The organism is Reichenbachiella sp. MALMAid0571 (assembly GCF_040151475.1).
Lineage (GTDB): Bacteria > Bacteroidota > Bacteroidia > Cytophagales > Cyclobacteriaceae > CAXBNB01.
In genome coordinates, this window is the sequence record NZ_JBDKWG010000147.1 from 15,410 (window position 1) to 29,264 (window position 13,855).

Annotated in this window: 8 protein-coding genes; all 8 read right to left on the reverse strand. The window is 39.5% G+C overall.

The window, feature by feature from the left end:
* Positions 1-19 precede the first annotated feature (19 nt).
* The 8 genes from AAOP42_RS19460 to AAOP42_RS19495 all read right to left on the reverse strand — a co-directional run bounded on the left by AAOP42_RS19460 (position 20) and on the right by AAOP42_RS19495 (position 13,825).
* Complete coding sequence (locus tag AAOP42_RS19460; RefSeq protein ID WP_349530251.1) at positions 20-2,617, reverse strand: ABC transporter permease; 2,598 nt, start codon at positions 2,615-2,617, stop codon at positions 20-22.
* A complete protein-coding gene (locus tag AAOP42_RS19465; RefSeq protein WP_349530252.1) occupies positions 2,617-2,940 on the reverse strand; it encodes a PadR family transcriptional regulator in 324 nt (107 codons plus the stop codon). The genes AAOP42_RS19460 and AAOP42_RS19465 overlap by 1 nt, the downstream gene beginning before the upstream one ends.
* Positions 2,941-3,184: 244 nt before the next feature.
* Positions 3,185-4,576: a S41 family peptidase gene (locus AAOP42_RS19470; RefSeq protein ID WP_349530253.1), complete on the reverse strand. Its 1,392-nt coding sequence runs from the start codon at positions 4,574-4,576 to the stop codon at positions 3,185-3,187.
* 309 nt (positions 4,577-4,885) lie between these two features.
* Positions 4,886-7,552: a DUF7133 domain-containing protein gene (locus AAOP42_RS19475; RefSeq protein WP_349530254.1), complete on the reverse strand. Its 2,667-nt coding sequence runs from the start codon at positions 7,550-7,552 to the stop codon at positions 4,886-4,888.
* Positions 7,553-7,640: 88 nt separating this feature from the next.
* Positions 7,641-10,298 (reverse strand): ABC transporter permease, encoded by a 2,658-nt coding sequence (locus AAOP42_RS19480; RefSeq protein ID WP_349530255.1) that lies wholly within the window; start codon positions 10,296-10,298, stop codon positions 7,641-7,643.
* A gap of 2 nt (positions 10,299-10,300) precedes the next feature.
* Positions 10,301-10,642: a PadR family transcriptional regulator gene (locus tag AAOP42_RS19485; RefSeq protein ID WP_349530256.1), complete on the reverse strand. Its 342-nt coding sequence runs from the start codon at positions 10,640-10,642 to the stop codon at positions 10,301-10,303.
* Positions 10,643-10,880: 238 nt separating this feature from the next.
* Positions 10,881-13,496: an ABC transporter permease gene (locus AAOP42_RS19490; protein ID WP_349530257.1), complete on the reverse strand. Its 2,616-nt coding sequence runs from the start codon at positions 13,494-13,496 to the stop codon at positions 10,881-10,883.
* Complete coding sequence (locus AAOP42_RS19495) at positions 13,493-13,825, reverse strand: PadR family transcriptional regulator (protein WP_349530258.1); 333 nt, start codon at positions 13,823-13,825, stop codon at positions 13,493-13,495. Before AAOP42_RS19495 ends, AAOP42_RS19490 begins: the two co-directional genes overlap by 4 nt.
* Between the last annotated feature and the right edge of the window lie 30 nt (positions 13,826-13,855).

The following is a 13,855-nucleotide window of genomic DNA, read 5'->3' on the forward strand; positions in this document are numbered from 1 at the left end:
AATATTGGGGAGGTACTTGTTATCCATCCCTTAAGCAATCAGAGGGGTTTATTTGAGCTACTTTCAAAGTCTGCCAGCCTACAGTAATCAGTGCGATGGTCAATGTTGCTAACCCGGAAACTGCAAAAAACCACCATTCTAAATCGACATGGTAAGCAAAGCCGTCCAGCCATTTTTCAGCCATGAAATATGCAAGGGGTAATGAAATAATAATTGCGACAAGTACCATTTTGGAAAAATCACCTGTGAGCATTTTCACTATGCCAAATACACTTAATCCCAGGATTTTTCTAATCCCTATTTCTTTTGTCCGGCGTTCGGCAGTAAAAGTTGCCAAACCAAATAGGCCGAGACACGACAATACAATTGCAACAGAGGCGAAATATTTTGACAGGCCTGATACCCTCATTTCCGACTCATATAAGTTTTGATAGGAATCGTCAAGAAAATTGAATTCAAAAGGAACACCTACGTTGAAGCTTTGATAGAGGCTTTCAATGGTGGCAATTGTTCCATTTTCGGAATTTGCATTAAGTCTAATATTGATCGTTCCTGCATATCCGGGATTGAAGACCATAAACATCGGTTTGATGCTTTCGTGCATGGACTGGAAATGAAAGTCTTTTACCACCCCAATAATTTCACGTCTCATTCCAAACAGTTCCATCCACTGTCCGACTGGGTCGGTCAATCCCATAGCATTGATTGCAGTTTCATTGAGTACTACAGCATTTCTGTCACTTGCAAATTCTTTTGAGAACAATCTGCCTTCCGCTAATTCAATATCCAATGTTTCAGAGATATTGTAGTTTACATTTAAGCCTGTGAACTGGATTTCTTCTTCATTGGCTTGCTGTCCTTCCCAGCCATGTCCACTGGATGTACTTTGAACATTAATGATTGGTTCAGATGTGCTGGAAGTGTTAATGATGCCTGGCGTGTTCCTCACTTGCTCCAGAAATAGCTGCATATTTTCATTTTGCTGCCTGGGCCAGGAGAACGTGATTACGTGCTCTTTACTGAATCCAAGATTTTTGTTTTGTACAAGGTTCATTTGCTTATAGACCACAAGTACTCCGACGATTAACAAGACAGAAATGGAAAACTGAAAGACTACCAAACCCTTTCGTATCCAAAGCTCGCTTACAGTAGTATGCAACTTTCCCTTGAGTATTTCTACCGCTTTCATGCCGGATAGATAAAATGCCGGATAGCTCCCCGATATTAGGCCAGTGATAAGCACCACACAAAACCCGAAGAGGAACAAGACCCAACCACCATTCATGGTCAATTGTTTCCCTGAAATATGGTTGAACTCAGGCAACAATAGGAAGCCCACAACAAGGGCTACCACGAGTGATAAAGCTGACAATAAAATGGATTCACTGATGTACTGGAATGCAATCATAATTCTGGAAATGCCAAAGGCCTTTTTGATTCCTACTTCCTTTTGCTTTTTGGATGCCTGCGCAGTACTCAAGTTCATGAAATTAATGCAGGCAATGACCAAAATGAAGATTGCCACTATAGAGAATAAGATCACATAATCGATCCTCCCACCTGCAACCTTGCCATTCTCATATCTACCATATAGGTATTTGTCAGAGAATTTCTGGAGGAACATACTAGGATATTCTGCAATATCATTGCCTCGCTTTTTATTATAAAAATCGCTGAGTTTTGAGTTGAACAAGTCAAGATTGGTATCTGGTTTTAAGGTAAGGTAAGCTGCGATAGGATTGCTGTCCCAGCTGTTATCCATTCTGCTTCTTTCCAGAAAAGCCTCATGGCTAACAAGGAAATCAAATTGTGCAGACGAGTTTTGTTTCGGTTTTTCCCAAACTCCCGAAATGATGTGAGTCCCACCAAAATTATCCAATTTCCACTCTACCGATTTGCCCAAGCTCTTCTCCGGTGTGCCAAAAAGTTTAATTGCCAGTTCTTCAGAAATAACCATCGAATACTTATCCTGAAGGACATTCTGTTGATTGCCCACCAATATTTTGTAGGTAAATACATCAAAAAAATTCTTGCCTGCGAATTGACCACTTGCCTTAACCTGCACTTCTTCGGAAGATATGATAGCAACAGGCATTGGTCGAACTGGCACGACATACTCCACTTCGGGTATTTCACTTCTCAATGCATCCGGCAACAGCGTGGATGTACTCCCATGTGTCAAAATGCCATTTTCTGAGCTTGTATTTGTCATTACTTGATACAATCTGTCTTTTTTGACATGGAACTTATCGAATGACATTTCATCATGTACCCAGAGGTAGATCATAAGTACCGATACCAGTCCAATTGACAGGCCAGTTAAATTGATAAAGAAAGTACTTTTGTATCTTTTGAAGCCTCTAATAGCGAGTATTAGATTGTATTTAAGCATTGTTATAGTATTTGAGTTTGACCAATTTGATTTAAAAAAGAGGGGGCGAAATGCACTAAGAACATCCAATATCAGGTAAAGTTGTGCCCGGAATTTCCCCAAGCGTTTAAGCCTGATTTCATAAAGCTCGTACACGTCCCCTTGGAGGTATTCGAGTACCCGTTCGGAACAGAATGCTCTGAGTAGACGTTCGGGCCATTTGGGGATATGTTGCGAGTGTTTCATTATCCTCTGTTGAGATTCAGTCCGGGGATTTGTTGGAAGAAGGCCATGCGCAGTTCATCGGCTTCCACCAGCACTTTTCTGCCAAAGGAGGTGAGCTGGTAATACTTCTTCCTTCTTCCACCCCTTTCTGCCGTAGCCCCACCTTCACTAGACTCCAAACATCCTTTTTCTTCCAATCGATAAAAAGCCGAATGTAGTGCTCCAATGCTTGGATTCTTTCCCGTTTTTTCCAGTAAAAGCTCCTTAACAGTAACACCATAAGCCTCATCTCCAAGGGAGCCGACTGCCAATAAAACCAGTTCTTCAAATGCACCTATCTTCATATTTAATATTATTTTCCTAAAACCAAAACAAATATAACTATATATTTCCTATTTGCAAATCAAATAAAACTAACCAAAATCATTTAGCCTTTTAACAGACATTAGACATTATCACGGTTGATTGTGCATAGAGAGATTACAAGATTTTTTTCTCCAAAATTAGCAATGAATTGGCGGTTTTTTTAAGAGCAAAATTCTCCATAATAAATCAACCGTGATAATGTCTATTGATGAATGTGAAAATTTATTTTAAAAACTTCTCTAATAATGGATCTGCAAACTCTCCGTGTTGATAGAAACTTTGATAAAAATCCATTCCATTTTCCGGATAATTCATATCAAAATCCACAGGAACCCCTACTACTTCATATTCTTTTCCGATTGGATCAGAAACAACCTCAACGGACATTGAGATTTCCCATCCATTAGGTAAAACACACCAAGCAACTTCCGAAAGTACACCATTGGTTTTGCTACCATATCTGGTGAAATTATCAGATGGCATAGAGCTTAACGCAAAGATTTCAGAGGCACTTGCAGACCAGTAGCTTGTTAAAAGACAAATCTTTTGATTGAAAATGTTTTTCATGGCAGGCTTAATAATATAATCCTGCACCAGAGGTTCCTCCGTGTTTTTTTCTATCGTTCTGGTGTAAGCCTTATAAGGCTTATGTATAAAGTGACTTAACAGTTTTAGAGACACACTACTAAACCCTCCTTCATTAAACCTCAGGTCAAAAACAATGGAATCAGTATCTCCCAGGTCTGCATGAATTTTTTCCATTACAAAATCAACACCCCTCCTTTCCTCTTGGAAATAATCATATCCCGGTCCCGGATCAGCATCAAATACTTCATTTAATTTTTTGTTAAAATCATCTTCAGAAAGCCCGTAGTTTGGAAAGCCAAACATTTTAGGAACAACTATATAACCCACATTTGTCCCTTTTAGCTTACCCCAAGAAATTGTTTTAACATTATATGATTTTGGTGAAGCAACATATTTATTCAAAATGGCATCCGGAATTTCTACCTTCACCTGTTCAAAATTGAAATCATTTTTATTTGCTTCTGTACTTGTTGATTCCGGTACTCTTATTTTAACATGCCCGTCATGTAAAGAGTCTAAAATACTTTTGATGAGTTGATAAAACTCTGATTCTGATTTGATTTGCTCAACCTTTGGGGTATAGTATTGATTTACTTCGTTCCAATCAATACCTCGTTGCTCGAAAAAAGCATAATTCTCTTCAAACAATTGCCAAAAAACACTGAAATTCTTTATAGGATTTGTATCAAAATTTTCATTTCCAGAACCACATACTGAAGGAAGCTCATTGATACGGGTAAAATGATAATTTCTTGTACTTCCATGATCAATTATGAGCTCATTTTCATCTATGCTTACTATTTTGAAATGTTTATCAAACTTTCCCTTTGAGGACAACTCATTACAATAACCATCTGTGCTGGTATAAATAGAAAATTCGCTCCCATCCACTTTTAAAATTCGTCCATATCCCCTTTGTTTCCATATACCAGTTGCAATATGAGGTTGGCATGAATCTAAGAGAAGTACTAAAAATAGTATAAGAGTAATCGTGAATATTTTTGGGCCATTTTTTTCCATACTCATAATTGGCTTTTTCACAACATCACGCACAATAACAGAACATCTATATTACAATTATATTTCCCGAAAACCAAAGCAAAATTAATATACGTCTCCTGTTTGCAAATAGAATAAAGAGGCTGTCTCAAAAGTCAAATAATCCCCAGATTCCTGACTGCCCTTTAGGCAGGTATTCTGAGGTCTGTCCTAGAAACAGCTATTGCTGCGTTTCCAAAGGGATACCGGAACAAGTCCGGCAACTGCTTAACTTTTGCGACAATCTCTTTATTGCACTGGCTACTGGAAGCTTTGTAAAAACTTCCAGTAAGTACTTTATTTCTGTTGAGACAGGAATGTAATTAGCGATGCGAATTCTTCGTAGGACAATGCATTGGCCAGGCCTTCAGGCATCATAGAGTTTTCCAGTTCCTTTCTTGCTTTGATGTCTTCTACTTTGATCGTAGATACCTGTCCTGCAATATTTCTTATTTTAAGTGCTGTAGCTGATTCTTCAGAAACAAACCCGGAATAACTTTTACCATCTTTAGTAGTAATCAAAACAGAGGAAAATCCCTGAGAAATAGACGCATTCGGCTTCAATATAGATTCAGCTATTTGGTCTCGATTCATGATAGAGCCAATCTGACCCATAAATGGGCCTTTCATTACCTCTCCTTTTTTCAAATTGTGACAGGCAACACATCCTTGTTGCGTAAAAAGCTTTTTTCCGAGTACAGGATCACCTTTTAATTTCCCCATTGCCAACATGATATCCTCAATTGAGCTTTTTCCAATCTGCCCTTTTTTGTTTTTGATTTTATTTAAGTTGATTTCTGGATCTTTAGCTTCCGTCACTACTTCTTTCTCCTCTCCACCAAATTCCGTAATGCCCATTCTAAGCTTACCATTCAAATCAGCGAATAACTGCTTGCCATTCTTATTAGCACTTTCCCACTCTTTGAATAAAAAGTCTTTGATTTTTTCGGAAGATTCCCAGGTAACGGTTTTATAGTAAGGGCCATGCGTGTCAGGACGTGTGCTCCACCACCAAGACCCATCATAAGGAGCTTCTTTTTGATACAACCTTGCAATAGTTACCAATATTTGTTCTTTTAAACCTAAACTTTCATCATTTGCATTTTCGTATGAGGCAATTAATCCTTCTACAGCCTTACTGTCATGCATATAGCGTAATGCCCAAAGTGCAAGATCTGAGTTTTCTCCTCCTATGGCAGCAACGCAAGCATCAACAGCATTGAGGCTAACCAAAGACCTGACAGCAATATGTGCAGGTATTATGGCTGAATTGGGCGTTGCATGTGGGCCTTCAGTATTTTTCTCAGGTGCAACAAACGAATCCGGAACAGCTATTTGCAACAATGCATCAGCAGTCTCTGTCCGGTTGAGACGGCCAAGGCCAACAGCCGCTGCAATTTTCACCCTGTCAGAAGAATCTTCTAATCCCTGGATAAATGGTTCAGTGGGCACATTGTCCAGACGGCCTTTCCGGTCCGTAAGTGCCCGTAATGCAAATTCTCTAAGTGCATCCTCTTTGGTCAACGAAACCAAATTATCAACAGCACTCTCTCCAGCGACCTGACTATAACCAAAGATACCTGCTACCCGTACTTTCAATGGCAAACTTTGATCGCTTGCTATTTTCCAGGCAGCCTGAGAAGCATCTTCTACCGGTCTGGTGATAAGCTCCTGTTGTGCATGCAACCGTGCAGCTGCGCTTCCTGATTTCATGTATTCTATCAACCCATATATAGATAACTCTTTCAGGTTCGGATAGGGTTTGTACTCCCAGTTCTTAGGAATAGCCCTTACCACATATCCCTTGCTTGAGTCTCCTTTGTACCCTGCACCATCCCAGGCAGCCATGTACAACCTGCCAGAAGCATCCACATCAAGATCTGTGATTTGAGATAGCTTAAAAAATTCTTCTTCATCTTGCGTAAAACTGGCTCCATCAGGAGTCACCCGATGGATGTACAGTTGACTTCTTCCCCAATCTGCCATCATGGGTACATTGTTGTATTTATCAGGCCAGGTAGGATCATCCATAAACAAAGAACCCGTACCTGACCCACCACCAACATCAACCAAGGCAGGAAGGATCTCCTCTGTAAAATGTTTGAACAACACTGGATAACCATATTCTCCTGATTGGATTTGATGAATAAAACGGATGTTCCAACCACCACCATCGTTGGTATTTCCTCTTGTATAGATATTCATAAAAGGATCAATAGCTACGTCGTAGATATTTCTTAGACCATGAGTATATACTTCCGTTTCTGTACCGTCAGGACGTATCCTCACGATCCCACCGCCCAACATGGTCATTTTTTTCCCAGACCGATCTACAGCATTGTGAAAGCCGAAATCACCCACTGCAATGTAAATCCATCCATCGATACCCATTCGGATGCCATTGGTAGCATGATCCGTTCCCCTATCTTGTAAAAACTTAGGAGAACTAATATTTTGTAAAAGAGGCTGTGATGGCCCATCAGCCACACCATCTCCATCATTATCTTCAAAAACAACCAAATCCATTCCACTGGCTATTCCTGTTTCCTTGGAAAAAGTAGTGTGCAATACGAAAAGTTTATTTCCTAAGGATATCAAACCTCTAGGATTGTCCACTTTAGCAAAAACAGTATGTTTGTCAACAATTCCGTCGTTATTGCAATCAACAAGCTTCACCACACTACCTTTACCCGGATCTTTACCAAGTGAGCCCATCATATCCACTCCAACGAAAACCTCCCCTGTAGCTGCTACAGCAAGGCATGCAGGACTGGGTGTAAGTTCAGGGCCTGTAAAATGTGTAACCTTCAATTCCTTAGGCCAGTTCAGGGCATTGGCCAATGAGTCAAGGCTGATATCTGCCTCAGTTCCAGCTACCGGTTCGCATTTCTGGCCATTTTCACCACAACCTACAAGTGTCAAAATTGTACAGATCAGTACCCATCCTATTTTTGAAGTATTCATAAATTTCATTGATCGTAAATTCAAGGCTAAAACAAGCTTCGAATATAGCTTAGCAGCCAGTAGTATCAAAAATTTTAAACTCCATATTTTACTCATTCCGCAACTTATCCGCAGGATTGGCAACTGCGGCTTTAATTGTTTCGAAGCTTATCGTAACTACGGAAATACCCAGGGCGATCAGCCCGGCAATGGCGAAGAGGGTCCATGACATGTTTACCCTGTTTTTGATTTCACCTAAAAAGTCGTCCATGATATACCAGCCAAGTGGCACAGCTATGATGAGTGAAATCAGCACCCACCGGACATAATTCAGCGTGAGCAGACGGAAGATTCCAGCGACACTAGCACCAAGTACTTTTCTGATGCTGATCTCTTTGCTGCGTTGCTCCACAACAAAGGCAGAGAGCGCAAAAAGCCCTAAACACGCCACTATAATGGATAAAGTGGCGAAGAGGAGGAAAATAACTTTTGCCCTGTTCAGGCCCTCGTACATGCTTTCAAATCGTTGGTTCATAAAGCTGTATCGGAAAGGTTGATTGGGTTGTATTTGTTCCCACACCCCGGCAATGTCCGTAATGGCCCGATTGATTTCCGTTGAGGCTATTTTGATGGAAGCCGTGGCATTTCCCTCTCCTTTAAACAAGGCTAAAGGATTCACATCAGCGAAAATAGAGTTGAAATAAAAGTCCCTGACAACACCAATAACCTGGTACTCATTGTTGAACATATCTGTTATTCGGATGCCAATTGGATCTTCCAATCCAAATTCCCTAGCCATTCGCTCGTTGATAATGACCCCAGCACTGTCGGAAGGAATGTCCATAAAGTTCCTTCCCTTGACTATTTTCATACCCAAAGTTTCAATGTAGTCTGTATCAACAGCCCATCGGGCGGCTTCAAAGCCGGGATCAAGCTGTCTTCTGTCGGATATCCAGAATGTACGGTTTTGGATGGCTGATCCCTGTACCGGAATGAAATCCCCAACCGTAACATTTTTCACCTCAGCAAGTCTGAGCAATTCTTCTTTTAGCAAGTCTTTTTTATTGGAATCCATCGTTTCCAAGCCCTGAATCAAGAGCACCTGATCCTTTTCATAACCCAGTGATTTGTTCATTACCAATTGAAATTGCTCATGAGTAACCAGGGCACCTATGAGCAGAATAATGGTCACCGTAAACTGAAAAACCACCAAACATCCTCTCAGGTAGGAATTATTTTTTCCGGCACTTAATTTTCCTTTCAAAACACTAGCAGGCCGAAATCTTGACAAATACAGCGATGGGTAAATACCGGACAATCCTCCAATAATAACCCCTCCAACTATTAAAAGTAAAAACAGCGACCAAGATGTCCAAGGTATTTCGAGAGAAGCTCCGGCCAGTTCGTTGAAGAAAGGAAGTGCTATAAACGCCATGATTAAGCCTAAAAGAATAGAAATGAAGCTATAAAGAATGGACTCTGAGAGGTATTGAGAAATAAGACCGTACCTATTTGCCCCAACTACTTTTCTCAGACCCACTTCCTTTGCGCGATTGAGTGATTTGGCTGTAGTTAAATTGACAAAATTAACACAGGCGAGTAGTAAAATAATAAGTGCAATGATTCCTAACATCCAAATCAATTCTGCAGAACCATGGTCAATATAGTCTCCAATCTGGTCAGGATTTAGATAAATGTTGTACACAGGCTGTATGTAGTAAGAATGAAATTCCTGCATTTCGTCCAGTTCGGTTTGGCCGGCTTGCCTGAACCCATCAATTGCGTAGGTGTCCCTCATGGAAACCATCTTTCCCTGCACATCACTCACGTTGGCTTCAGGACTCACTTTGGTATAAAAAGCATAGTTTGAGCAACACCAACCACTGGAGCCAGGCCCAAATTTCCTTCCAAACAAAGTCAGTATAAAGTCTCCTTGCAGGTGCGAGGTGGAAGGAAAGTCCTTCATCACCCCACCAATAGTGTAAGTATCATCAGGGTTGTCGTTGAGGATCATCTGACGGCCCACGGGATCTTCATTGGGGAAGTATTTCTCGGCCATTCGCCGGGAAATGACCATGCTGTTTGGTTCTGAGAGGGTGTATTCCTTTGAGCCATAAAGTAGAGGGATTTCCAGGATTTCAAGCAACTCGGGATCGGCGTAGAAAAAGCCCTCTTCGTAGAAATTTTGAGGGGAGTTAACCTTTCTTATATGATTGTCACCTGTATTGCCCCAACTCCAGGTCACGACACGGGCGACCTTTTCCAATTCAGGGATGTTTTCTTCAAAAACCTCCTTCAAAGGCCCTTGCAGGTTTATCCATCTGTTGACTTGTCCATTCTGAGACCATTGATTGGTGATGCGAAAAATACGATCCTCATTTTCATAATGCCGATCATAATTCAACTCATGCTGAATGAAGAGAGAGATAAGAATGCAAGCGGCAATCCCAATCGAAAAACCGCCAATCTTGATGGTGGAGAAGACCTTGTTTCTGACAAGGATCCTCCAGGATATTTTGAAATAATGTCTGGACATAGTGATTCGACTTGAGTTTTTTGATCTTAGTTTTCTAATAGCAAAAGGTCTTAAATAATTAAATACCTGATACCAATAATTGAGCTTTGCCAGAAAGACTGATTTACCTTTTGCAGTCGTGTAGAATTTCTCTTCCAGATCGCCTAGGACTTCTTCGATCAGATCGTTTCGGATGAAGAGAGTGAGAAGGCGTTCAGCTAGTTGGGGTGGTATTTTTGTTTTTATCCCCACGTTTAATTTCCAGAAAATGTGAGTCTCGCAAATGCAGGATACTGATCCCAAAGTGATATTTTAAAATCTCTGGCATCTCTCAAAGTCCTTTCCCCACTCGCCGTAATGGTATAAATACGCTTTCTTCGACCTCCTCTCTCTGCAGTTGATTCACCCATTTCGGAAGTTAGAAAGCCTTTATCACCCAGCCGACTCAATGTAGAATGGACTGCTCCAATAGATACTACTCTCTTTGTTTGTGATTCAAATTCTTCAGCTATTTTGAAGGCATAGGCTTGTTCTCCTAAAATACCTACCAATAAAAGGATGACTTCTTCAAATTCCCCTAATCGTGTTTCTTTCATTTTTATATAATACTATATTGTAGAACAAATGTACGGGAAATTATTTTATTTGTTCTACAATTTAGTGAGTAATATTAATTCACAGTTTTTCTTACATGGTGCTTTGTCAAACTACATTTACACCAGATAGCAAAACCAGCGGAGAATATAGCTTAGCAGCCAGTAGCATCAAAAGTTTAGTAAAGCTGGTTCAATGCTCTCACTAAAAGTGATAATTTGTTTCGGTGGCTTTGGGATATTATTCATACCTTAAAGATTCTACCGGGTTTATTCTAATTACACTCCAGCTTTGCCAGCTTACAGCAAGCAGTGCTAATGCTGCAGCAATAAAACCTGCAAAAGCAAATACCCACAAGCTCATATCTATGCGATATGCAAAATTTTCCAGCCATTTGTTCATACCATACCAGGCAACCGGACAAGCGACCAAATAAGCAATAAATACTGTTTTCAGAAAAGACAGACTGAGAAGTGAAAATAAATCTTGAAAACTTGCACCACTCACTTTTCTGATTCCTATTTCTTTGGTACGCCTTTTAGTCTCATACAGAGCGAATGTGAACAGGCTAATTAAAGAGAGCATCAGGGCGATGATGGTGAAAACCAAATATATTCTACTGACTATTCTTTCCTTTTTGTATTGGGCTTCAATTTTATCAGTAAAATAAGCGTAGTTCAATGAACCCATAGGGTTCACTTTCATAAATAGCTTTTCAATGAATGCCATACATTCTTGTTCCTTTCCGTCTTGGATTCTTATTAAGAAGTTCTCTTCCAAGTTTCTCATATAAACCAACATTAGTGGTTTAATCTTAGCCGATAGATGTTCATAGTGATAGTCCTTTACTACTCCAATGACTCGATATGGCACCTCGTCATCTCCCCAAGATTGATTGGCAATCCTGGCAGTATCTATATTTTCTATTCCCCAATATTTCTTGGCTGCTTCGTTTATTACCACCTTTTTTTGTCGTGACATATCAAGGGAATCAGAAAAAAACCTGCCTTCCAATATTTCTATACCAAACAAATCATCATACTCTGGGTCAACTACCATCATATTTTCAGTAGTGTAGTCTATTCCTTGGGATTGAAAACGCCAAGCCATAGGATACGCAACGGAACTGATGGGCATTCTTCCTTGTGATATGGAGACTATATTCGGGTTTTGTCGCAACTGATCTACCACGAAATGATAATCCTTCTTTTGGTTTTCCCGTTCTTTTACCATCTCATCCCTTGATAATCTATTTGGAATTTGATTCGTCAACTTGACACTAATAATGTTGTCCTCAATCAAACCTGTATCCTTATTGAGCATATATTTAAATTGTATGAATACTACGGTTGTGGCGATCATTAGTATTATCGTCACAGCGTATTGAACTGTGGTAAGTGCCCTTTGAATCTTCGACACACTCGAAATTGACAACTTATTCTTAAGTGCTTTCACAGTTTCTATCTTAGAAATTTGAACCAGTGCAAAAAACATGGAAATAGAAATAATTATTCCAGAAACACTGAAAATTCCGGCTACATCCAAGATTCTGTTCCTGTCTAAATCCATTTCTAGAATACCTGTATAAAAAGGAAAGATGAGTTCAAATATAAAACAACCCACTATGGTGGACGAAATCAGAAAATACAATCGCCCAATTAAGGTTTCAATTATCAAATCGAATTTTGAAGCTCCATTAACCTGTCTGATTCCCATGTTTTTTATTGTAGAAAGCTGAAGCGTAGTTTGTAAATTGGCAAAGCTCAAAGCACTTATCAGTAAAATAAACAATGCTATTATGAACATCGTTTTGACATTATTCAGGTCTCCATATTTAGAAAATAAACCATAATCAAAATGCCTTTCAAAATATATTGAACTAAATGGAATGCAGGACAATGTACTCTCAGGAAATTGAGGATGAAACCTACCCATCTCAGCAATTTTTGCTTTAAACTCCTTTTCGTTAAAAAAATCATCCGTAAGAATTAAATCCGTACTCATCTTACCCCAGTTCTGCTGTGAATGTCTGGGAATTAGAAAATCAAAATTTATAGAGCTACTCGAAGGAATGTCATCAAGCAAGCCAGCTACTTGATAAATACCTCTTTTATCACATTCAATTTTTACGGCCTCTCCAATTGGATTTTTATCTCCAAAAACCTTAGCTGCATACTTTTTTGTCAAAATGATATTTTTGGGGTCGGTAAGAATGTCTTTGTCATTTCCAGAATGCAAGGGGAAATCAAAAAAATCGAAGAAGGTACTATCAACGATCAATCCCTTTCCATAAAATTCGCTATTCTGAGATATAAGTTTGATATCGTTATCATATACACTTATCTCCAATTTTCCTTTAATATTTGGGAACTCATGATAGTTCATGTTAAAGAACTTCGAATGGCTAAAAGGCTTGTAATCGGCTATTGGGTTAGATTTCATTACAGCCACTTGAATGTTATCTATATTCTTATGAAATTGATCAGTGTTTAATTCATTAGTTAACCAAACATGAATTAATTGAAAACACACAATACCAGTAACCAAACTAAATAGGCTAACAATGGTGATCAACGGATTTTTGACAAATGTACGGGGGGCGGTTTTTAAATAATTTTTGATCATTCCGAATTGGTTTAACCTATAAGTTCCTTCTAATGGCCTGATGATAGAGGGTCTGAAAAGCCTGATCACATCCTTGAAAAAACTCCACTTTGCTTTCCTGACACCTATGGTATTAACCTTCTTTTCAAACCGCTCCAACAAATCGCCTTCTATATCTTCCCTATACTTCGGATGGCAAAACCAGCGAAAAAAGCGGAGCAAAAGTTCAGATGGCTTGGGTATTTTATTCATCCTTTATTGAAAACTATCTCGGGTATAGCACGCCACATTCCCAATCTTTGTTCTTTTGTCTCTTCCAATACACTTCTGCCGTATTGGGTTACCGTGAAATAACGTTTTCGCTTCCCACCTCTTTCTTTGGTTGCTTCTCCAAATTCTGATGTGAGGTGCCCTTTTTTCTCCAGACGCCTAAGCACAGTTTGCAATGAACCAATACTCACCTTGCGGTTTAGCCTTTCTTCCATCTCTTCTATAATGGCTATTCCATAAGCCTCTCCATGAAGTATGGCCACTGTCAAAAGTACTACTTCCTCAAATTCACCTAATTGGTATTTTCCCATAAATTTAATATTTACCTTAAATGTAGTTAA

What these genes read in the sequence shown, in the direction of transcription:
- AAOP42_RS19465 (WP_349530252.1), bottom strand. Translation starts at nt 2,940, where the DNA reads ATGAAGATAGGTGCATTTGAAGAACTGGTTTTATTGGCAGTCGGCTCC.
- AAOP42_RS19475 (WP_349530254.1), bottom strand. Translation starts at nt 7,552, where the DNA reads ATGAATACTTCAAAAATAGGATGGGTACTGATCTGTACAATTTTGACA.
- AAOP42_RS19460 (WP_349530251.1), bottom strand. Translation starts at nt 2,617, where the DNA reads ATGAAACACTCGCAACATATCCCCAAATGGCCCGAACGTCTACTCAGA.
- AAOP42_RS19485 (WP_349530256.1), bottom strand. Translation starts at nt 10,642, where the DNA reads ATGAAAGAAACACGATTAGGGGAATTTGAAGAAGTCATCCTTTTATTG.
- AAOP42_RS19470 (WP_349530253.1), bottom strand. Translation starts at nt 4,576, where the DNA reads ATGAGTATGGAAAAAAATGGCCCAAAAATATTCACGATTACTCTTATA.
- AAOP42_RS19495 (WP_349530258.1), bottom strand. Translation starts at nt 13,825, where the DNA reads ATGGGAAAATACCAATTAGGTGAATTTGAGGAAGTAGTACTTTTGACA.
- AAOP42_RS19490 (WP_349530257.1), bottom strand. Translation starts at nt 13,496, where the DNA reads ATGAATAAAATACCCAAGCCATCTGAACTTTTGCTCCGCTTTTTTCGC.